This window comes from Rhodanobacteraceae bacterium, from assembly GCA_016713135.1.
Classification (GTDB): domain Bacteria; phylum Pseudomonadota; class Gammaproteobacteria; order Xanthomonadales; family SZUA-5; genus JADKFD01.
In genome coordinates, this window is record JADJPR010000001.1 from 549,951 (window position 1) to 572,679 (window position 22,729).

Annotated in this window: 12 protein-coding genes; 10 read left to right on the forward strand and 2 right to left on the reverse strand. The window is 70.6% G+C overall.

Annotated elements, in window-relative coordinates; genetic code table 11:
- The first annotated feature begins 194 nt into the window (after nucleotides 1-194).
- A complete protein-coding gene (locus IPK27_02065; protein ID MBK8066439.1) occupies nucleotides 195-2,585 on the forward strand; it encodes an RNA-binding transcriptional accessory protein in 2,391 nt (796 codons plus the stop codon).
- 242 nt (nucleotides 2,586-2,827) lie between these two features.
- A complete protein-coding gene (locus IPK27_02070; protein MBK8066440.1) occupies nucleotides 2,828-4,021 on the forward strand; it encodes a hypothetical protein in 1,194 nt (397 codons plus the stop codon).
- 24 nt (nucleotides 4,022-4,045) lie between these two features.
- Here IPK27_02070 and IPK27_02075 read toward each other — a convergent pair whose 3' ends face one another.
- Nucleotides 4,046-4,948: an AEC family transporter gene (locus tag IPK27_02075; protein ID MBK8066441.1), complete on the reverse strand. Its 903-nt coding sequence runs from the start codon at nucleotides 4,946-4,948 to the stop codon at nucleotides 4,046-4,048.
- A gap of 176 nt (nucleotides 4,949-5,124) precedes the next feature.
- On the opposite strand from IPK27_02075, the gene IPK27_02080 reads away from it, so the two are divergent.
- The 8 genes from IPK27_02080 to IPK27_02115 all read left to right on the forward strand — a co-directional run bounded on the left by IPK27_02080 (nucleotide 5,125) and on the right by IPK27_02115 (nucleotide 21,304).
- Nucleotides 5,125-5,718 carry a DUF4893 domain-containing protein gene (locus tag IPK27_02080; protein MBK8066442.1) on the forward strand — a complete coding sequence of 198 codons (594 nt, stop codon included), beginning with the start codon at nucleotides 5,125-5,127 and terminating at the stop codon, nucleotides 5,716-5,718.
- A gap of 156 nt (nucleotides 5,719-5,874) precedes the next feature.
- Nucleotides 5,875-7,674, forward strand: coding sequence for a hypothetical protein (locus IPK27_02085; GenBank protein ID MBK8066443.1), 1,800 nt, complete (start codon nucleotides 5,875-5,877; stop codon nucleotides 7,672-7,674).
- Nucleotides 7,671-11,039 (forward strand): hypothetical protein, encoded by a 3,369-nt coding sequence (locus IPK27_02090; protein ID MBK8066444.1) that lies wholly within the window; start codon nucleotides 7,671-7,673, stop codon nucleotides 11,037-11,039. Before IPK27_02085 ends, IPK27_02090 begins: the two co-directional genes overlap by 4 nt.
- On the forward strand, nucleotides 11,036-16,795 hold the full coding sequence (locus IPK27_02095; protein ID MBK8066445.1) for a DUF11 domain-containing protein: 5,760 nt from the start codon (nucleotides 11,036-11,038) through the stop codon (nucleotides 16,793-16,795). The genes IPK27_02090 and IPK27_02095 overlap by 4 nt, the downstream gene beginning before the upstream one ends.
- A gap of 141 nt (nucleotides 16,796-16,936) precedes the next feature.
- Nucleotides 16,937-17,365: a hotdog fold thioesterase gene (locus IPK27_02100; protein ID MBK8066446.1), complete on the forward strand. Its 429-nt coding sequence runs from the start codon at nucleotides 16,937-16,939 to the stop codon at nucleotides 17,363-17,365.
- A complete protein-coding gene (locus tag IPK27_02105) occupies nucleotides 17,362-18,372 on the forward strand; it encodes a serine/threonine protein kinase (GenBank protein MBK8066447.1) in 1,011 nt (336 codons plus the stop codon). The genes IPK27_02100 and IPK27_02105 overlap by 4 nt, the downstream gene beginning before the upstream one ends.
- The gene (locus tag IPK27_02110; GenBank protein MBK8066448.1) at nucleotides 18,372-19,004 is read left to right on the forward strand and encodes a DUF1287 domain-containing protein; all 633 of its coding nucleotides are present in this window, start codon (nucleotides 18,372-18,374) and stop codon (nucleotides 19,002-19,004) included. The genes IPK27_02105 and IPK27_02110 overlap by 1 nt, the downstream gene beginning before the upstream one ends.
- Nucleotides 19,005-19,039: 35 nt before the next feature.
- A complete protein-coding gene (locus IPK27_02115) occupies nucleotides 19,040-21,304 on the forward strand; it encodes a TMEM43 family protein (GenBank protein ID MBK8066449.1) in 2,265 nt (754 codons plus the stop codon).
- A gap of 199 nt (nucleotides 21,305-21,503) precedes the next feature.
- Here the strand turns inward: IPK27_02115 and IPK27_02120 are convergent, their stop codons facing one another.
- Nucleotides 21,504-22,697, reverse strand: coding sequence for a sterol desaturase family protein (locus tag IPK27_02120; GenBank protein ID MBK8066450.1), 1,194 nt, complete (start codon nucleotides 22,695-22,697; stop codon nucleotides 21,504-21,506).
- Between the last annotated feature and the right edge of the window lie 32 nt (nucleotides 22,698-22,729).

A 22,729-nucleotide genomic window follows, 5' to 3' on the forward strand; every position in this document is an offset into this window, starting at 1 on the left:
AGCGGCAGGAGACCACGCGAGCGGCAGCCCGGGTGGGTGCTCCGGCTTGAAGCTGGATTTGAGATCCTGCAAGGTTGGGCGGTGTTCACTGCAAGTTGGCGGATTTTCGCCACCCGTTCGGCTGGCCATTGCCATTCGCCACGCCGCCGCCGCTATCCTCGGCCGCCCTTCCAGGCTGGAACCCGCTGCAGATCATGGCTCTACCCCCGATCGAAACCCGTATCGCCCAGGAAATTGCTGCCCGTCCGCAACAGGTGGCTGCCGCCGTGCAGCTGCTGGACGAGGGCGCCACGGTGCCGTTCATTGCGCGCTATCGCAAGGAAGTCACCGGCGGCCTGGACGACACCCAGCTGCGCACGCTGGAAGAACGCCTGGGCTATCTGCGCGAGCTGGAGGATCGCCGCGCGGCGGTACTGGCGAGCATCGAGGAGCAGGGCAAGCTGAGCGATGCGCTACGCGACGAGATCGTCCACGCGGACACCAAGGCGCGTCTGGAGGATCTGTACCTGCCGTACAAGCCGCGCCGCCGCACCAAGGCGCAGATCGCGCGCGAGGCCGGGCTGGAGCCGCTGGCCGACAGCCTGCTGGCCGATCCCACCCAGGCGCCCGAGGCCGCCGCGCTGGCCTATGTGGACGTGGAGAAAGGCGTGGCCGATGTGGCCGGCGCGCTGGAAGGCGCGCGCTCGATCCTGGCCGAGCGCTTCAGCGAGGATCCGGCGCTGGTCGGCGAATTGCGCGAATGGCTGTACGAGCAGGGCCGCATCCATGCGCTGCTGATCAAGGGCAAGGAGAACGAGGGCGCCAAGTTCCGCGACTACTTCGATTTCGTCGACAGCCTGGCGCAGATCCCCTCGCACCGCACGCTGGCGCTGTTCCGCGCGCGCGCCGAGGGCATCCTCGACCTGGACCTGGAACCGGTGCCGGTGCGCCGCAACGATGCGCGCGGCGGGGCCGAGGAAGCCGAAGCGATCGAGCAGGGCCACCGCCGCGCCGAAAGCCGCGTGGCGCACCGGTTCGGCATCGCCGACAAGGGCCGTCCCGCGGACGCATGGCTGGTCGAGACCTGTCGCCAGACCTGGCGCTACAAGCTGCATGTACGCCTGACGCTGGACCTGTTCGGGCGCATCCGCGAGCGCGCCGAGGAAGAGGCCATCCGCATTTTCGGCGACAACCTCAAGGATTTGCTGCTGGCGCCGCCGGCCGGCCCGCGCGCGGTGATCGGGCTCGATCCCGGCCTGCGCACCGGGGTCAAGGTGGCGGTGGTGGACGCCACCGGCAAGGTGCTCGCCACCGACACGATCTATCCGCTGCAGCCGAAGAATGCGGTGGAGGCCTCCGCGGCGACCATCGCCAAGCTGGCGCAGGCGCACGGCGCGCGCCTGATCGCCATCGGCAACGGCACCGGCTCGCGCGAGACCGAGGCCTTCGTCGCCGAGCTCGCACTGGCGCGCCCGGAGCTCAAGCTCACGCGCATCGTGGTCAGCGAGGCCGGGGCCTCGGTGTATTCCGCCTCGGAACTGGCGGCGAAGGAATTCCCGGGCCTCGACGTGTCGCTGCGCGGCGCGGTGTCGATCGCGCGCCGGCTGCAGGATCCGCTGGCGGAGCTGGTCAAGATCGAGCCCAAGGCGATCGGCGTCGGCCAGTACCAGCACGACGTCAACCAGGTGAAGCTCGGCGATCGCCTCGACAACATCGTCGAGGACTGCGTCAACGCGGTCGGCGTGGACCTCAACACCGCATCGGCGCCGCTGCTGGCGCGGGTGTCCGGGCTGTCCACCGGCACCGCCGAAGCGGTGGTGCGTTTCCGCGACGAGCACGGCGCGTTCACCACCCGGCGCAAGCTGCTGGAAGTGCCGCGGCTGGGGCCGAAGACCTTCGAGCAGGCCGCCGGCTTCCTGCGCATCCAGGGCGGCGAGCAGCCGCTCGACGCCTCCGCGGTGCACCCGGAGGCCTACCCGGTGGTCGACCGCATCGCGCAGCACACCGGCCTGCCGGTAGGCCAGTTGATCGGCAACGGCGCGGTGCTGGCCAAGCTGGACCCCAAGGCCTTCGCCGACGAGCGCTTCGGTGTGCCGACGGTCAAGGACATCCTGCGCGAACTGGAGAAGCCCGGCCGCGATCCGCGCCCGGAGTTCAAGACCGCGCAGTTCTCCGCCGAGGTGCACACCCTGAACGACCTCAAGCCCGGCATGGTGCTGGAGGGCGTGGTCACCAATGTCGCGGCCTTTGGCGCCTTCATCGACATCGGTGTGCACCAGGATGGCCTCGCGCACGTTTCGGAACTGTCGGACAAGTACATCAAGGACCCGCGCGAAGTGGTCAAGACCGGGCAGATCGTCAAGGTGCGCGTGCTCGAGGTCGACGCGCCGCGCAAGCGCATCGGGCTCTCGCTCAAGCTCAGCGAGTCGCGCGAGGCGGCGGCCGAGCGGCGCCACGGGGGCCCCGGCGGTCCGCGCCCGCAGACCGCGCCGGCCGGCCGCGGCGCACCGCCCTCGCGCGCGCCTGCGCAACGCGACACACCCAAGCCATCGCCAATGGGTACACTCGGGTCCCTGCTCAGCGAGGCGATGAAGGGGAAGCGGTAGGCGATGACGGCTGAAGCCTGGAGGGCACGAGGGCACGAGGGCACGAGGGCACGTAGAAGCGTGGTCTCGCGCTGGTCGCGCCTTTCCGTGCCCTTGGAAAGTCGCACCGGGGGCAAAGCCTGGAGGGCACGAAGGCACGAGGGCACGAGGGCACGTAGAAGCGTGGTCTCGCGCTGGTCGCGCCTTTCCGTGCCCTCGTGCCCTCGTGCCCTCGTGCCCACGTACACGGAAAGCCTCGCGTCATGACCACCCGCCGTGCCCGCGCCATCCGCCAGCCGCGAGGCCGCGCCAGCATCCTCGGCGCGCAGTACGCAACTGTGGAGCGTTTCACGGCGCGCGCACGGAACTCGCGCGCACCCTCGCTGTCGAAGCCTGCACACGACGGCGAGGTTCCGATGCGCGCGTTCCGACTCCCCCGGGCACTGGCAGGCGAACAATCGGCTCCGTTGATGCTGGTGGCCGGCACCCGCCTGGAAGCACTGCGGCTGTTGCCGCTGCTGCGCGCGCTGCGCAGCAGCGGGCGCGGCGATGGCGCGCTGCTGGTGGACACCGGCGAATCCGGCCCGGCGGTGCGCGATGCGCTGCGCGAGCACGGCCTGGCGCCGGATTTGCGCCTGCCCGGCGCCAAGGGCGCCAGCGCCGCGGCCTTCGCGCTGCTGCGCCTGGCGCTGCGGCTGCGGCCGCAGATGATCGTCGCCGGTGGTGCGTCGCGCAGCGGCCTGGCGGCCGCGATCGGCGCGCGCGGTGCCGGCATCAGCGCCGCCCTGATCGCCTCCAGCGCCGACCAGGCCCCGCGCCTGCGCTGGCGCCTGCTGTCCGGACTGTGCACTTGGTTCTACCTCGGCCGCGAGGCGCCGCCGCTGGACTTGCCGCGCGGCCGCGCGATGGAAACCGGGGACCCGCTCTACGACCTCTGCCGTGAGCAGAGCGAGGCGGTCGGCATCGGCCATGAGCCCTCAGGCGCGCGCGTGGCCATTTCGACCACGCTGTCCGCACCGGACGCCGAGCGCCTGGTCGAGGCGCTGCTGGCGCGCGAGGACGAAGACTTGCGCATCGACTGGATCGGCGCCCCGCCGCTCGGCGAGCGCGAGGTACAGCAGCGCGTGCGCCGCCTCGGCGCCTTGCCGCACTGGCGCGCGCTGGCCCTGCTGCGCCGCAGCCGCATCCTGATCACCGACGATCCGTTGCTGGCCATGGAAGCGCGCTGGATCGGACGCACGGTGTTCTGGGTTGGCGCCAGCGCGGTTCCGCGCGGCTGCATCGAGGTCGCGTTGCCGCAACTCGCCGGCGCGGTCCACCAGGCGCTCGCGCAGACCCTGAGCCCGCGCCCACTGGCGGAAGACGGTCGCGCCGCCCCGCGCCTGGCCGCGCAACTACTGGACCGGGTGGAACAGCGTGCCTTCGCCGGTTGGCTCACGCGGGTGCGTCCGCGCTGATCCTTGAGCGGCGCTGGACGCGGCTCAGGCGAGCCAGCTCGCCAGCAGTGGCAGCCAGACCACGGCGATCATGATTCCATAGCCGACCAGGCCGGCGGCAAGTTCCGGTGCGAGCTTGGCATCGATCGCCAGCGCGCCAGCGGTGATCATCGCCGGCATCGCCGACTGCAAGGTGTTGACCGCGACGACCTGGCGTTCCGCCCCGGCGAGTGTGGCGATCGCGAAGGCCGCTGCCGGCAGCAGCAGCAATTTGAGCGCAAGGCCCGCGGCCAGCGGAACTGCCACCGCGCGCGAGGGCACGAGTTTGAGCTGGAAGCCCACCGCGAACATCGCCATCGGCACCAGAAGGCCGGCGAGTACCTCGATCAGGTGGGCCACCAGCGGCGGGCGCTCCCAGGGCAGCAGGCCCAGGATCAGCGCGGCAAAGGACGGGAAACTGACGATCTTGCGCACCACCGCGCCCAGGCTGGGCCTCGTTGCACCGCCATGCAGCGCCACGACAACCAGGCCGAAGCTGGACAGCAGCATGAAGGAGCCCAGTTGGTCGTAGACCACCGCGTACTTCAGCGCATCGTGCCCGAGCGTCGCCTCGACCAGCGGATAACCCAGGAAGGCGGTGTTGCCGAGCGCCACGCACAGCAGCAGGCAGGCGATGACCTCGCGGCGCCAGCCGAACGCCCGCCCGAGCAACCAGACCGCGAGCACCGTGAGGCCGGCCAGCAGCCACGGCGTGGCCACCAGCACCAGCAGGTCGGCATGGAACTGCAGGCCATGCACCGCCTTCAGCACCAGCGCCGGGAGCAGCAGCCAGATCACCAGACGGTTGATCACTTCCGGCGTGTTCTGCGGCAGCAGCGAGGTGTGCGCATAGGCCTTGCCCAGCGCCAGCATCACGATCACCAGGAACAGGGCAGGAGAGATCGACATCGCTCTCGTCGGCCGCGGGCCAGGGGCGCAGCATCCGCGCCGGCAGTGGAGGCTTCCACCGGGAAAAGGTCGAATGCAAGGGGCGGGCGGCCCCGGCCCGGACGTGCCTGAGGTCGCGCTTGAATCGCACCCGCCGGCGCCGCAGAGTGTTGCGGTCCTGAAGCCCGGTGACTGCCATGCGCGCCATCCTGCCCTTGCTGTTGCTTTCCTGCGCGGTCCTCGCCGCGGACAATGACGAGGGCTGGCGTGGCGTGATGCACGATGTGCACGAACCGGCGATCGACCAGGCGCACGCGCGCGCGACACAGTCGCTGGCGCAACTGGGCGAAGACGACTACGGCCTGAGCGACCGCCCGGGCGCGCAGGCACTGCTCGATGCGCCGGCGAAGACGGTCGAATTCGACGCGCTGACCGGCGACTGGCGCTGCCGCTCGCTGCAGGTTGATCCGAACGGCCTGTTTGCCTATCCGGCCTTCCGCTGCCGGATCGAACTGACCGAAGACGGTACCCTGATGTTCACCAAGACGAGCGGTTCGCAACGCCGCCACGGCCAGTTGTATCCGAAGTCCGACGGCCACTGGGTTTTCCTCGGCGGCCGTTCGGTCAATGACGATCCCTACCGCCCGTACAGCGCCACTTTCGGCGACTTCGACGGCGAGGACCTTGCCGACGACAGCGTCGGGCTGGTCGAGGGGCTGGGCGATGGTCGCGTGCGCATGATTCTGGATGCCGATGGCGAGAGCGTGGAGTTCTACGAGCTTCGCCGCTGACGCCTGCTCCGCGGCAAGGGACAATTCTTTGCTTATCGCCCTTCCGGGCCGATGGCGGCCTGCGCGCACGGCAGACGAGAATCGGCAAGACCATCGCTGATCGGTGCCAGGGGGCATCCGGTGGTAGCGACAGGTCCAACCAACCGGGATTTCGCCATGCGCCATGTTGCGCGCGCCTTCATCGGCGCTGTGGTCGTTCTGACGCTGTTCGCTGTCGAACCGCTGTTCGCACAGTCGCTGCAGAAAGCCGCCATCCAGGTGGATCCCGGCAACACCAAGCAGGTGGGCGCCACCTTCGGCTATCGCCTGACCTACAACTGCAGCAGCGTCTCCGGGCCCTGCCTGAATGCCGAGGTCGTCGATCTGCTGCCGCAGGAAGTGCAGTTCGTCTCCACCGTCCCGGCCAGCCCGACCGGCGATGTCGCCGCGATCACGGTGACCCCGAACTTCGGCGGCAGCGGACGCACCCGGGTGCGCTTCCAGATGATCAACCCGCTGCCGGCGGGCAACTCCGGCGATCTGATCATCAATGTGCGCTTCCCCAACGGCAGCACGCCGAATGGCACCGTGGCGATCAACACTGCCGATGGCATCAACCTCGGCGCCACGCCGGGGACCTTCACCACCCCGCCGGTCACGGTCACCGCGGTGGCCAGCGTGCAGACCGCGATGAGCAAGACGCTGCAGACCTCGCCGGCCAACCTCGACCAGCCCGAGAGCTATCGCTTGCGCATCTCGGTGCCCAACAACAACGGTGCACTGAACCTCACGGCGATCGGCCCGGTGGTCGACACGCTGCCGTCGGGCACGGTGTTCAACGGCGCCACGCCGGCGGCCGATTGCCAGCCGGGCTGTGTTGGCACCACGCCCGCCACCCTGACCTGGACCAGTCCATGCAGCCTGCCTCTGGCGCCCGGCGGCAATTGCGACATCGCGGTCAACGTGACCTTCCCGTCCGCCACCTTCGCCAGTGGCAGCAACGTCACCAACAGCTTCACCACCGACGCCACGCCGCTCGGCCAGCCGCCGCAGAACCTCGGCGTCGGGACCATCACCCACCCGGTCACCACCTTCGTGCCTGCGCCGGGCATGAGCTTCAGCAAGAACATGGCGAGTGGCACGCCGAATCCGCCGACGCTGAACCAGACCTTCGCCTACGACTTCAATTTCAGCAACAACGGCAACGTCCCGCTCGACACCCTGGTCATCATCGACACCCTTCCGGTGGAACTGAACGTGCTCAGCGTCAGCACCGGCGCCTACAACAACCTGAGCCCCTTCGCGGTCGGCGAGGGCGTGCGCGTGAGCTACGAGAAGAACACCGCGCCCGGGATCTTCACGCTCTGGGGTTCCTCGCCCAACACCACCACCAACACCACGCTGACCGCGCCGCCACCGGGCCTGGGTGCCGGCGAATACCTGACGCGCATCCGCTGGGAATACGGCCAGGCGGCGCCGGGAATGGCGCCGTCCGCACGGCCGCTGGTGACCGGACGGATCGTCAATCCGGACAACGCCGGGGGGCCGGTGGCGGTCGGCGACAGTGTGCAGAACTGCGGCGCATTGTCCGCCACCTATACCGCCGGCCCGACCGCGGTGAACCGCAACGACTGCGAGACCTTCAACGTCAGCGGCCCGTTCGTGCAACTGAATCCGGCCAAGGACAACCTCTCCGGCGGCGGGCCGTTCAACCCCGGCCAGGCCGTGTCCTGGCGTTTGCGCGTGCGCACCGCCAGCCAGTCCAGCGATCCGGTGCCGCTCGAAGCGCTGGTGGCGACCGATTTGCTGCCGGTCAACCTGAATTTCACCGGCTGGACCTTCGACGCCCAGGGCACCGGCCTGCCGGCGCCGCAGGTCTTCGACCAGATCCCCAACTTCGCCGGCACCGGGCGCACCCTGCTGCGCTGGCGCTGGAATGCCGGCAGCGGCAACCTCGGCGTCAATTCGCAGGTATGATCAACATCAACACCACGATCCGCAACGGCACGCCGTCCGGATCGCTGAGCAATGACTTCACCCTCGACAGCGATGCGCCCGGCCTCGGCCAGCGCTGCAGCACTTCCAATGTCCCGGACACCCTCGACTACGACGGCGACGCCGACACCAGCGAGCAGCTCTGTCGCGCGACCGGCACGATCACGGTGGCAGGCATCGCCCAGCTGATCTCGAGCAAGACCATCCAGGGCACCTGCGACGGCGGCTCGGTGGCGGTGTCCAACGGCACCCTGATCGGCGGGGCCATCGACTACACCCTGCGCGTGCAGAACGTCGGCACGGTGCCGATGCAGAACTTCGTTCTGATCGACATCCTGCCCTTCGTCGGCGACACCGGCGTGCGCGACACCACGCCGCGCGGCTCGCAATGGACGCCGCTGCTGGCGGCACCGATCACCCCGCCGGCCGGCACCACGCTGTACTACTCGACCAGCGGCAATCCCTGCCGCGGCGAGGTCGGTGGTCCGACCAGCAGCTGCGACGCGCCCAACTGGACCACGGTGCCGCCGGTGCCGATCACCTCGGTGCGCTCGTACAAGATTGAATTCGGCAACCGGGTGGTGCAGCCCTTCGATTTCCTCAGTTTCAACTTCCTGATGGTGACCCCGGGCACGGTGCCCGCCGGGCTGGCCGCGTTCAACAGCTTCGCCTACCAGGCGGACCGCGCCGATGGCCTGGGTTCGTTGGCCGCCGAACCGCAGAAGGTGGGCATCAGCATCGGCGCCTGCGAGGCCGCGAGCCTGGGCGACTTCGTGTGGGCCGATGACAATGCCAACGGCCAGCAGGACGATGGTCCCACCGGGCTCAATGCGGTGCCGGTGTTCCTGTGGCAGCCGGGTACCGATGGCCTGCCGGGTACCCTGGATGACATCCCGGTGGCCTCCACGGTCACCGGCAACGGCCCCGGCGGCGCCCCCGGCTGGTACAACTTCCCGGGCCTGGCGCCGGGCAACTACTTCGTGTGCATCGCCGCCCCGCCCACCTTCGTGTTCAGCCCGCGCGATGTCGGCGGCGACACTACCGATTCCGATGCGAACCCGGCCACCGGCTGCACCGGAATCCGCGTGCTCGGCGCCAACCAGGCCGATCCCACCAACGATTTCGGCGTGGTGCCGACCGAGCGCGCGGCGCTCGGCGACTACGTTTGGTTCGACCGCAACAGCAACGGCACCCAGACCGAGTCGCCCTTCGACGGCGCCAACGGTGTCAGCGTGCGCCTGTGGATCGACGATGGCGACAGCGTGGCTGAGCCCGGTACCGGCGACACCCTGGCGGCCACCACGGTCACCGCCGACGACCTCTACGGCGCGCCCGGCTACTACCTGTTCGACGGCCTGATCCCCGGCGTGCGCTACTTCGTGCAGTTCATCCGCCCGGCGGTGGCCACCGCCTTCACCGCGCAGAACGCCGGCGGCGACGACAGCATCGATTCGGACGCGGCACTGGCCAATGGCGTGACCGCCTTCGTCGTGCTCGCGCCGTCCGAAGTCAATCGCACCGTCGATGCCGGCCTGGTCGCGCCGACCGGCACCCTGGCGCTTGGCGACCAGGTGTGGAACGAGAGCGACAACGATGGCGTGTTCGAGCCCGAAAACGGCGAGACCGGCGTCGATGGCGTGCGCCTCGACCTCTACCTCGACGCCAACGGCAACACCGTGCCGGACCTCGACGAATTCCTCGCGACGACCACCACCGCCACCGCCAGTGGCTTCGCCGGGCGTTACCGCTTCTCCAGCCTGGCCCCGGGCAACTACATCGTGGTGGTTTCGCCGCAGGCCTTCAGCGGCGCCGGCGCGCTGTTCGGGCGGGTCACCGCGACAGGCAACGATCCCGCGCCGGATCCGGACAACGACGTCAACGGCGACGACAATGGCAGCGACATCGGCGCGCTGATCGGTGCGCGCGCGGTCACCCTGACGTCGAGCGGCGAGCCGACCAGCGAGGATGGCGACAACAACACCAACCTGACGGTCGATTTCGGCTTCATTCCCGGCGGCGTGGTGGCGGTCCCCGAATACGACTACGGTGACGCGCCGGACGTGATCGCCGGCAGCGCGAGCGGCGACTACAACACCAGCGTGCTCGACAACGGCGCCTTCCATCGCATCGGCGTGCCGGGCGCGCCGCGCCTGGGCGCCTGCGTCGATGGCGACGACGGCTTCAACCAGGGCATCGGTGCGAACGCCGACGACAGCGCCGGCTTCGGCAGCGTCGTCGGTGCCTGCGCCAGCGCGGGCGACGATGAGGACGGCGTGAGCTTCAGCGGGCCCTTCGTCCCGGGCGCCACGGCAAGCTTCAGCGTCACCGCCGGCGGCGCCAGTTGCACCCTGAATGCCTGGGTCGACTGGAACCGCAACGGCGTATTCGGCGACGGCGTCGGCGAACAGGTCGCGAGCAACCTCGCGGTGCCGGTCGGGCCGCCGACCGTGCTGACCTCGGGGGTGCCGGCCGGCGCCTCGCCAGGCCGCAGCTATGCGCGTTTCCGCTGCGCCAGCGTGGCCGGCACCGGGCCCACCGGCGCCGCGCCCGATGGCGAAGTCGAAGACTACGTGGTCGGTATCCAGGGCCGCGATTTCCCCGATGCGCCGGTCAGCTATGGCACCCAGGGCGGCGGCGCGGCGCAGCATGCGATCGATCCGCTGGATGCGGTCTACCTCGGCGCCTGCGTCGACTTCGAGACCGACGGTCAGCCGAACGTCGCCGCCACCGGCGACGACCTGGCGGCCGGCAGCGAGCGCGTCGGGCTGTGCTTCGACGACGAGGACGGCGTGAGCTTCACCAGCCCGCTGGCCGCCTGCGGCAATGCCACGGTGAGCGTCACTGCCAGCGCCAGCGGGCGCCTGGACGCCTTCGTCGATTTCAACGCCGACGGGGTGTTCGGTGCAGGCGAGCAGGTGTACGCCAACCAGGCCCTGGTGGCCGGCGCCAACCCGCTCAACTTCAATGTGCCCTGCAGCGCCGCCGCGGCGCAGACCTACAGCCGCTGGCGCATCAGCCGCGCGGGTGGCCTCGGCGCCACCGGCACCGGCGCGGACGGCGAGGTCGAGGACTATCGCGTCACCATCCTCGGCAACGACTGGGGCGATGCGCCAGCGCCATTACCGACGCTTTCTGCCAGCAATGGCGCGCGCCACGCGGTGGATCCTGCCGGGACGCTGCGCCTCGGCGCCTGCGTCGACACCGAGGCCGACGGCCAGCCGAATGCCGCCGCCAGCGGCGACGATGCCGCCGCCGGCGGATCGGCGGTCGGCGCCTGCGCGGTGGCCGGCGACGATGAGGATGGCGTCGCCTTCGCGCCGATCGTGGCCTGCCGCAACAGCAGGTGACCAGCACCGCGCCCGGCCTGCTCGATGCGTGGGCGGACTTCAACCGCAACGGCAACTGGGGCGATCCCGGCGAGCGGATCGCCAGCGGCGTGGTCCTCGCGGCGGGCGCCAATGCGCTGCCGCTGGCGGTGCCCTGCAGTGCCTCGCGCGGGGTGGCCAACTTCCGCTTCCGCGTGTCCACCACGGGCGTCGCCAGCTTCACCGGCGCCGCGGCCGATGGCGAGATCGAGGACTACCAGGCCGAGATCCTCGGCTTCGACCTCGGCGACCTGCCCGACGGCGCGGCCGGCATCGGCGGCGGCAACTACCGCACCCTGCTGCGCGGCGCCGGCGACAACGGCCCGCAGCACCGCATCGTCCCCGGCTTGCTGCTCGGTGCGGCGGTGGACAACGAAGCGGACGGCCAGCCCGGTGCCGCGGCCAGTGGCGACGACAGCGCCGGGGCCACGCCGGACGACGAGGACGGCATCACCGTGGCCGACCTCGCGCTCACCACCGGCCTGCCGGCCAATGTGCGCGCGCTGGTGACCAACACCACCGGCAACCCCGGCCGGTTGTGCGGCTTCGCCGACCTGAACGCCGACGGCGACTTCGGCGATGCGAACGAGACCGCCTTCGTCGACATCGGCGGCGCGGTCAGCGCGCAGACCGTGACCCTCGCCTTCGGCACGCTTGCGGCGAGTCCGGCGACCTACAACCTGACGCCGCCGCAGGCCTCGCGGCTGTTCCGCTTCCGCCTGGCCGACAACCAGTCCGCCTGCGCCGCCGACAACGACGCTGCCGCGCCCAACGGCGAGGTCGAGGACTACATCGGCACGCTGCTGGTGCCTATCGACCGCGGCGATCTGCCGGATACGGCCGCGGGCATCGGCCCCGCCAACTACGAGACCCTGATCGCCAACGGCGGCCCCGGCCACCCGCTGCGCCCGGACCTGCGCATCGGCGCCTGCGTCGACGCCGATGCCGATGGCCAGCCGAACGCCAACGCCAACGGCGACGACCTGGGAACGGGCAGCAATCTGCAGGGCAGTTGCGCGGTGGCCGGCGACGACGAAGACGGCTTCGCGACCGTCCCGAGCTACCTTGCCGGCGCAGCAACGGCGACCAGCGTCAGCGTGCTCAACAGCACCGGCGGCGCGGCGCAGTTGTGTGCCTTCATCGACTGGAACCGCGACGGCGATTTCCTCGACACCGTCGGCGGTGCGCTGGAGTCGGTCGCGGTCGCGGTGCCGTCCGGCGGCGCGCCGGCCAGCGTCAACATCAACTTCGGCACGGCACCGGTATCGATCGGCACCGGGGTGAACTACCTGCGCCTGCGCCTGGCCTCGGGCGCGGGTGCCTGCGCGCCCAACGGCCTGGCGGCCGATGGCGAGGTCGAGGACTACCGCGTGGCCTTCGAGGCGCGCGACTTCGGCGACCTGCCGGACACCGGCCCGGGCGCGGGACCGGCCAACTACGCGACTCTGAGCGCCGATGCGGGCGCCTCGCACGGCATCGTGCCGGGCGTGTTCCTGGGCGCCGGCGTGGACGCCGAGGGCGATGGCCAGCCCAACGTCAACGCCAACGGCGACGACCTGAATGCCGACGACGAGGACGGCGTGAGCTTCCCTGGCGTCGATGCGCTATACGTCGGGCGCCTGGTGGCCGGCCGCAGCAATCCGGTGCAACTCATCGCCAGCGCCGCCGGCCGCCTGAACTGCTTCTTCGACTTCAACGGCAATGGCAGCCTGGTCGACAGCGGCGAGCAGGTCTTCAACGAGACCCTGCTGGCGGCAGGCACGCAGACCCTCACCATCGCGGTGCCGGCCAGCGCCGGCAACACCAGCGTCTACTACCGCTGCCGTTATTCCGACCAGGCCGGCGATGGCAACGCGCCGACCGGCCCGGCGGCGCGTGGCGAAGTCGAGGACGGCCTGGTCCCGGTGCTCGCCGCAGACCTCGGTGACCTGCCGGACGCGGCCGCCGGCACGGCCGCCGGCGACTACCGCACGCGCATCGCCGACCAGGGCGCGGTGCACGGCCTCGACAGCAACCTGCGCCTCGGCGCATGCGTGGATTCGGAGGCGGACGGCCAGCCCGGCGCACTGGCGAGCGGCGACGACAGCGGCGCCGGCAGCGTCACCCAGGGCAGTTGCGCGCTCGCCAATGACGACGAGGACGGCGTCACCGTGGGCGACCTCGCGCTGGTGTCGACCCTGCCGGCGAGCGTCCGCGCGGTGGTCAGCAACAACACCGGCGCACCCGCCAACCTCTGCGGCTTCATCGACTGGAACGGCGACGGCGATTTCGCCGACACCGTCGGCGGCACCCCGGAGAGTGCCACGCTGAGCGTCGCCACTGGCGTCAGCAACGCCACCCAGACGCTGAATTTCGGCAATGTGCCGGTCACCACGACCACCGCCAGCTACGCGCGCTTCCGCCTGCAGGAAGGCAGCACGCCGTGCGCCGCCAGCGGCGCGGCCCTGCGCGGCGAGGTCGAGGACTATCCGGTGACGATCACGCCGCCGGATTACGGCGACCTGCCCGATACCGGCGCCGGCAGCGGCCCGGGCAATTACCGCACGAGCTTCGCCGACGGCGGCCCGCTGCACCCGTTGCGCGATGGCCTGCGGCTGGGCGCGTGTGTGGACAGCGAAGCCAATGGCGCGCCTGGCACGGCGGCCGACGGGGACGACCTGGCCGCCGGCATCACGCTGCAGGGCGGTTGCGCGACCGCCAACGACGATGAGGACGGGCTTTCCGCGGCCGCGCTGGCGGCGCTCGGCAACCTGATCGCCGGCGGCAGCAACCCGATCCCGGTGCAGGTGACCAACATCACCGGCAGCGCGGCGCGGCTGTGCGGCTTCATCGACTACAACGGCGACGGTGACTTCGCCGACGCCGGCGAGAGCCAGTCGGCCGCGGTGGCGGATGGCAGCGCGAATGCCACGGCGACCCTCAACTTCGCGGTTCCGGCCGGCGCCCAGGCCGGCACCCGCTACGCGCGCCTGCGCCTGTCGACCGACACCGCCGGCGCCTGCGCGCCCGACGGCGCCGCGACCAATGGCGAGGTGGAGGACTACACCGCCGGCATCCGCGTGGCCGATTTCGGCGATCTGCCGGATACCGGCGCCGGCAGCGGCGCGGGCAACTACGTGACCCTGCGCAGCGACGCGCGAGTGGCGCACACCATCGACACCACCGGCAGCACGCTGTTCCTCGGTGCGGGCGTGGACGCCGAGGGCGACGGCCAGCCGAATGCCGCCGCGGATGGCGACGACCTGGCCGGCGACGACGAGGACGGGCTCGATCCGCTGATCCGCATCGCGGTGACCGGCGCGCCATCCCAGTTCCTGGTGCGCGCGACCAACCTGCTGCCCGGCGGCGCCGGCGCCAACCTCTGCGGCTATGTGGACTGGAACGGCGACGGCGACTTTGCCGATGCCGCGGAAACCAGCGTCACGCCGGTCGCCAACGGTGCCAGCAACGCCGGCGTGCTCGCCGTGTTCGGCATCGTCCCGGCCGGCAGCGAGGGCCAGCGCTACCTGCGCCTGCGCTACTCCAGCGCCAGTTGTGCGGCGCAGCCCGCCACCGGCGGCGATGCCGCGAGCCTGGTCGATGGCGAAGTGGAGGACTACCGCATTACGGTGCGCGCGGGCGACTTCGGCGATTTGCCCGATCCGGCCTTCGCCACCGGCCCCGGCAATTACTTCACGCGGGTGGCCGACAGCGGCGCGGCGCACGGTATCGAGCCCGGTCTGCGCATCGGCGCCTGTGTCGACGCCGAAGCCGACGGCCAGCCGGGCAGCGGCGCGGACGGCGACGATCTCGGCGCCGGCGCCGCCAGCGGCAGCTGCGCGGTCGCGGGCGATGACGAGGATGGCGTCACCGTGGCCGACCTCGGCTTCATCTCGACCCTGCCGGCCCAGGTACGGGTGCGCGTGACCAACACCACGGGGCGCGCCGGTTACCTGTGCAGCATGGTCGACTGGAACGGCGACGGCGATTTCGCCGACACCGTGGGCGGCACGCTCGAACTGGTGGCGCCGACCAACGTGCCGGGAAGCAGCGTCGACCAGCTCGTGACCGTCGATTTCGGCACAGCGCCGATCGCGCCGGTGGGCAGCAGCTACGCGCGCTTCCGCCTGAGCACCCAGGCCGGCTGCGCCGAGTCGGGTGCCTACACCGACGGCGAGGTCGAGGACTACCCGGTCACCATCACGCGGCGCGACTACGGCGATTTGCCGGACACCGGCGCCGGTGTGGACAACGGCAACTACCGCACGCTGCTCGCCGATGGCGGCGCGGCGCACGACATCGTCGATGGCCTGTACCTCGGCGCGCTGGTCGATGCCGAGGCCGATGGTGTGCCGAATACCGCGGCCAACGGCGATGACCTCGCCGGCACGCCGGACGACGAGGACGGCGTCAACACCACCGATCTCGCCGGCTTCCACCTCGGCAGCCCGGCCAATCTGCGAATCACCGCGAGCAACAGCACCGGCGCGGCCGCGCAGGCCTGCGGCTATATCGACTGGAACCGCGACGGCGACTTCGACGACACCCGTGAAGCCGCCAGCGTGGCGGTACCCAGCGGCAGCAATGGCGCCAGCTTCACCCTGGCCTTTGGCGCGGTGCCGTCTTTCGGCCCGACCGGCCAGACCTGGGCGCGCGTGCGCCTGCAGCCCGCCAGCGCCGCCTGCGTGGCGGCCGGGCTGGTTGCCGGCGGCGAGGTAGAGGACTACACCGCCAGCGTCGGTGTCGGCGAGATGAGCCTGGGCAACCTGGTTTATCGCGATCGCGACAACAGCGGCAGCTTCAACGCCGGGGACACGCCCTTCGAGGGCATCCCGGTGCAGCTGTTCCGCGATGCCGACGACAACGGCACGCCGGATGGCGCGGCCATCGCCAGCCAGGCCACCGGGCCGGACGGCCGCTACCTGTTCGCCGAGCTGGTGCCGGATGTCTACCTGGTGTGCATCGATGCGCCGGCGGACTGGATCTCCAGCTCCGGCAGCGGCCGCCGCTACGGCGTGCCCGGCCCGACCGAACCCGCCGCCGATCCGGATGGCGACATCGACGGCGACGACAACGGCAGCGCCGGCACCCCGGTCACGCGCATCTGCGCGCGCGGCGTGGGCCTCGAATTCGGCGCCGAACCGGTCACCGATGGCGACAGCGACGCCAACTCCAACCTGAGCGTGGACTTCGGCCTCGTGTACAACTTCGATCTTGCGCTGCGCAAGACGCTCGCCCCCGGCCAGGCCAATCCGGTGCGACTCAACGCGACGGTGGTGTTCGCCATCGAGGTGTACAACCAGGGCACCGTGGCGGCACGCAACATCGTCGTCAGCGATACCTTGCCGCCCGGCCTGCTGCTCGCGGACGCGCAGTGGACCGGCAATGGCAATGTCGCCACGCGCACCATCGCCGGACCGCTGGCACCGGGGGCCAGCACGCAGGTCACGCTCACGGTGCGGGTGCAGAACACCGCGCTGGCCGGCGAGCTGCGCAATGTCGCGGAAATCAGCAGCGCGCAGGACAACCAGGGCCAGCCGGTGCCGAGCATCCTCGACCGCGACTCCGATCCGGACGGCGATGCCGGCAATGACACCGAGGTCGACGACGAGATCGGCAACGCCGGTGGTGATGAGGATGATGCGGACCCGGCGGTGGTGATCCTGGCCTTCGAGCCGATCCCGACGCTCGGCGGCGGTGCGCTGTGGCTGCTGGCGCTGCTGCTGGTGCTGCCGGCGGTGCGGCGGCTGACGCGCTGAGGCGGGATGACCCGGTGGCGCGCGCCGCGCGTCATCGGGTGCCTGCTGCAAGGAGCCTGGAACGGTCTGCGCCGCGTGCCGGCTACGCGTTCCGCAGACTTCCGGGTTAACCTGAGCGGCCATCCTGACGGCGAACTCTCCATGGCCCTCTGGCAATCCCCGGTGTCCGCGCAGCAGCTCGACGCGTTGGGCCGCGGCACTATCCACGATTCGCTTGGCATCGAGATCACGGACATCGGCGATGACTACGTGCGTGGGCGCATGCCGGTGGACGCGCGCACCCACCAGCCCTACGGCTTGCTGCATGGCGGCGCCTCGGTGGTGCTGGCCGAATCGCTCGGCAGCATCGGCGCCGGGCTGGTGGTCGCCGGCAGTGGCGCCAAGGTCGTCGGCCTCGAGGTCAATGCCAACCATCTGCGGGCGGTGAAATCGGGCTGGGTCACCGGCACCGCACGTGCGCTGCACATCGGCCGCAGCACCCAGGTGTGGGAGATCCGCCTGGAGAACGATGCCGGCGAGCTGAGCTGCATCTCGCGCCTGACCATGGCCGTGGTGCAGAAGGTGCCGTGAACGGCCATCCTTTCGATGCGCTGCGGCCGGAGACGGTGCTCGCCGCGGTGGAGCACCTCGGGGTGGCCAGCGATGGCCGGTTGTTCGCGCTCAACAGCTTCGAAAACCGGGTCTACCAGGTCGGCCGCGAGGGCGTCGAGCCGCTGATTGCGAAGTTCTACCGTCCCGGCCGCCTGACGGACGCCGAGATCCTTGAAGAGCACGCCTTTCTCGACGAACTGGCCGCGGCGGAGCTGCCGGTCGCGGCACCTATCCGCGATGGCGAAGGCCGCAGCCTGGTGGAGATCGACATCGCCGCGCGCGGCGACAGTGAGGACGCTGCCGGCCACGCCGCCGCGCGCTATCGCGTCGCGCTGTTCCCGCGGCTGCGCGGGCGCGCGCCGGAGCTGGAGGCGGAGGAACACCTCGAATGGCTCGGGCGACTGGTCGCACGGGTGCACCAGATCGGCGCGCGCGGGCACTTCCGCAAGCGCCCGCCACTGTCGGTTGCGCGCGTCGGCGAGCGCGGCCTGAAGGCAATGCTCGCCGGCCCGCTGATTCCGGACGGCCTGAAGGCGCGCTATGCCAGCTCCGGCGCGCGCCTGCTGGACGCGGTGCATGAACGCTACGCGCAGGTCGGCAAACTGCCCACGCTGCGCCTGCACGGTGACCTGCATGCGGGCAACCTGCTGTGGAACGAATCGGGTCCGCTGCTGGTCGATTTCGACGACTGCTGCGAGGGCCCGGCAATCCAGGACCTGTGGATGCTGCTGCCCGGAGACGAGGATGGGCGCCAGCGCGCGCTCGCCGCGCTGGTGGAGGGCTACGAGGTGTTCCGCATGTTCGACTGGGGCCAGGTGGAACTGATCGAAGCGCTGCGCGCGCTGCGCCTGCTGCACTACGGCGGCTGGCTGTGCGCTCGCCACGACGATCCGGCCTTCCCGCGTGCCTTCCCCTTCGCCACCCAGGCGCGCTTCTGGGAGGACCACCTGATGACCCTGGAGCAGCAGTGCGAGGCGCTCGCGTGATGCGCACGGCGTTGCGGCGGCTGGTCGCCGCCTGGCTGCTGGCCGCGGCGCCCGTGATCGCGATCGCGCAGGAATCCGGCCTGCAGTGCCTGGTGGATGCCAGCCGCGAGCAGATCGGCGTGACCCTGCACTACGACCCCACCTATGTCCGCCTGGCCTATCCCGGCGGCGACGTACCGCCCGAGCGTGGCGTGTGCACCGATGTCCTGGTGCGCGCCTGGCGCCGCCTCGGCATCGATCTGCAGCGACTGGTCCACGAGGACATGCGCGCGCATTTCGCACGCTACCCGCAGAACTGGGGCCTGCGCGCTCCGGACCGCAACATCGACCATCGCCGGGTGCCGAACCTCGCCACTTTCTTCAGCCGCCACGGGCAATCCCTCGGCACCGCTGGCGAGGATGCCGAGTTTCTGCCGGGCGACCTGGTCACCTGGCGCCTGCCGTCGGGCGTGCCGCACATCGGGATCGTCTCGGACCGCAAGTCGGCCTCAGGCACGCCGCTGGTGGTGCACAACATCGGCGCCGGTACGCGCGAGGAAGACATGCTCCGCGGCTTTCAGCTGACGGGTCACTTCCGCTACCGTCCGGCGGCGCTGCCCGAGGCCTGTTCACGGGGCGCTGACGACCGTTAACATTCGCGAATTGTGCGCAATGGCGAGTGGTCTGCATGCTGGACGAGGTTGAGATCGAGGGCACGGACGACGGCAGCAGCGACGAGGGCGGAAGTTGGTTCAGCCGCGCCAGCGGTGGCACGCGCACCTTCAGCGCAGGCTTCATCTTCCTCGCTTCGCTGTTCGTGCTGTTCTGGAACGAGAGCTACTCGAAGAAGCACGCCGACGGCCTCGCCGAACTGGCTGACCAGGTGCAGAGCGCGCAGCTCGGCGCGGTCAATCCGGCGCTGGATGGCAAGCCGATTCACCTCAGCGCGCGGGTCCACAGCCAGGCCGGCGCGCGCGATCCCTTCTTCGGCATCGGTACCGACGGCGCGGTGCTCTATCGCCATGTCGAGATGTTCCAGTGGATCGAGTACGAGGAAACCACCGGACGCGGGCGCAAGAAGCGGACCACCTATCACTACGAACAGGGCTGGGACTCCGAGTATCACGATTCCAGCCAGTTCCATCAGCCGCAGGGCCACGAGAACCCCAGGCCGGTGCTCGAGAGCGACGGCTTTTTCGCCGCGGATGCGCGCTTTGGTCCCTATCGCTTCGACAGCGAGGAGGTTGCGCGCCAGGCGCTGTGGGAGATCGATACTCCGGACGAACCCAACAGCCTCGGCAATTGGCCGAAGTATCTGCAGGAGCTGCCGCGGATCAGCAGCGGGTTGGCCGCCAAACGCTGGTACCAGCTGGAGCCGGGCGTTTACTACCGCGGCAACGAAGCCTCCAATGAGCCCGAGCTCGGCGATCTCCAGGTCAGTTTCTACGCCTACTCCAACGACTATCCGCTGACCCTGATCGCGCGCCAGGAGGGCGAGCATCTGTACCCGTGGCGCGCCAGCAACGGCGACGAAATCCTGCTGGCGGCCGGCGGGACCCTGGACGCGCGGTCCCTCGTCAGGATGGCCGAGGAGCAGCAGGACAGCCTCACCCATACCTTGCGGATCGTAGGGCTGGCCGGTGCGGTGATCGGCGCCGCCGGTGTTGCCAGCTGGCTCGGCGGCTTCCTGAGCATGATCCCGGTGGTCGGGCGCCTGGTCTCGGTCTCGCTCGCGATTGCCGGCGGCCTGTTCGGACTGATTGCGGGCCTCGTCACCATCGTGGTCGGCTGGCTCGCGGCGCGGCCGTGGATCGCCGCGCTGCTGCTGATCGCGATCGGAAGCGCCGTGACCTGGGCGATCCAGAAGCGGCGCAAGGCGGACCAGGCCGCGCAACGCGCCAGGCGGGCCAGCAGCCTGGCCGCAGCGGCGCGCGCGCGGGCAGCGCAGGCACTGCAGGCGGCCACCCCGGCGGGCATGGTGCCGGCGACCGCGGGAGGCCCCGCATTGCCACCGCCGCCGCCGCCCGGCCCGGGCGGTCCGCCTGCCGCCAAGGCGGCCTGGGCAGCCAAACTCGGCGCGACACCGGGCGCCCAGAAGCCGCCGGTCAAGGCACCGCCACCGCCACCGGTCGAGACGCGTGAGGAGTTGCCGCCCCTGGAATGGACTCCGGGCCTGATCTCGACCAAGCCACCCGCGGTGCGCACGCCTGCGGCTGAAACGCCGCGCGCATCGGAACGGCCGGCCGCACCCGCAGCGCCGGTTGCGCCACCTCGACCCGCCGCGCCCGCAGCCGCCAGCCCGCCGGCCGCGCCTGGAGGCATTCCCGGATTCGACATGGTCGATGCCCGTCCGCCGGCGGCGCCGGGCCCGATTCCCGGCTTCGACCTGATTGACGCGCCGCCGGCATCCAAACCAGCCGCGCCGGTCATTCCCGGGTTCGACATCATCGAGGCCCCAACGGCAACCGCCGCGCCGCCGACTCCGCGCACTCCGTCCCCGGCGCGCCCCGCGGCGCCGCCGTCAATTCCCGGGTTCGACGTGGTCGAGCAGCGCCGCCCCGCAGAGCCGCTGTTCGACACCGTGCCACTGCGCGATGCATCCGCCCCGCGCTTCGACCTGCTGCCGATGGACGAGGGCAACAGTGAGTTCCCGGACTTGCCCATGCAGGGCGCATTGTCCTCGCCCATCACGCAGCCGGTGCCCGTTTCCGCGCCGGCACCCCAGCCCGCTCCCGCACGCACACCGGCGCCAGCGCCCGCCGCGCCGAAAAACGTGCGCATCGCACTTGGCACCAAGGGCGAGTACGCGCTGAACAAGATCGTGCGCCACCACCCCGACGGCCGCCAGGACGTGATCTGCTTCGAACTCATGCGCGCAGGCCAGCCGGTCAAGCGCGGCACCCAGGATGAGGTCAAGGAAGCGCTGCGACAGGCGCTGATGGCGGGACGCTGAAGGCAGAAGCGGGTGTGGGTGTTGGTTGTTGGTGTTGGAAAGAGCGAAGAGCCGTGGTGGCCAGCCTGGCGGCTATGACCGACTCCCGATAAGCGGTGTTGGTGTTGGTTGTGGGTGTTGGAAGGAGCGACATGCCGGGATGACCGGCCTGGCGGCTCTTGCCAACACCAACAACCAACACCAACACCAACGCGCGCCGTCAGCGCGAGCGTGCCAGCATGACCGCCGCAACCGCCGCCCCCCCCAGCACCCCCGCCACCACGGGCGCGCCATGCAGTGCCGCGGCGGCCGCGCCGGCGGCCTGCAGCGTGCTCAAGGTCCAGCGGGATTCGGTCCTCGCCTCGGTCCAGCGTCCCAGCGCCCATAGCGACAGCACCACCCAGGCCGCGTAGGCGCCGCCCGGAAGGCCGGCCAGCGGCGCGCCGCCGCCAAGCGCGAGCACATGGGTGCCGGCGGCGATCAGCAGCAGGAACAGCAGGCCTGCGTAAACCGCCGCCGGGCCGGCCAGCGGCGGATCGTATTCGCGCAGCGCGGCGATCTGGAACGGCGGGTGCGGCTCGCTGGCCGCCAGGTCGGGCGGTTGCCAGCCGGGCGGCTTGATCCACACGCGCAGCTTGTCCAGCCAGTTGCGCGTGCGCCAGCTCATCCGCGCCAGGGCCGCGTAAACCTCCAGGTTGGCCCAGATCGGGTCCAGACTGTGCAGCGGCTTGCGCGTGCCGTACACCGGCTTGTCGTCCGCGCGCTCGTCCTCGAAGGTGCCGAACAGCCGGTCCCACAGGATCAGGATGCCGCCATAGTTCTTGTCCACATAGCGGTCGTTCACCGCATGGTGCACGCGATGATTCGATGGCGAGGCGAACACCCGGTCGAACCAGCCGAGGCGCCCGACCTGCTCGGTGTGGATCCAGTACTGGTAAAGCAGATCGATCAGCGCGACCGCGCCGAACACCAGCGGCGGGATCCCGGCGACCGCCAGCGGCAGGTAGAACACCCAGCCGAGCAGGAAGCCGCTGCTGGTCTGCCTGAGCGCGGTGCCGAGGTTGTAGTCCTCGCTCTGGTGGTGCACCACGTGCGCCGCCCACAGCACGCCTATCTCGTGGCCGAGGCGATGGTGCCAGTAGTACATGAAGTCGTAGCACAGCAGGCCGAGCGCCCACACCCACCAGGCATCCGCCGGCAGCTGCCACAGCGCCAGCGCCTCGTAGGCCGCCACGTAGACCCCGAAACCGAGCAGCCGCGCGTACAGCCCGCTGATCTGCGAGATCGCGCCCAGGCCCACGCTGTTGATGGTGTCGCCGAGGCGGAAGGCGCGCTGGCCGCGCGCATGCGCGACCGCCCATTCCAGCGCCATCAGCGCAAAGAAGACCGGAATGGCGTAGACGATCGGATTCATGCTCTCGGACAGGGCTCGGCGGCGAGGCGCAA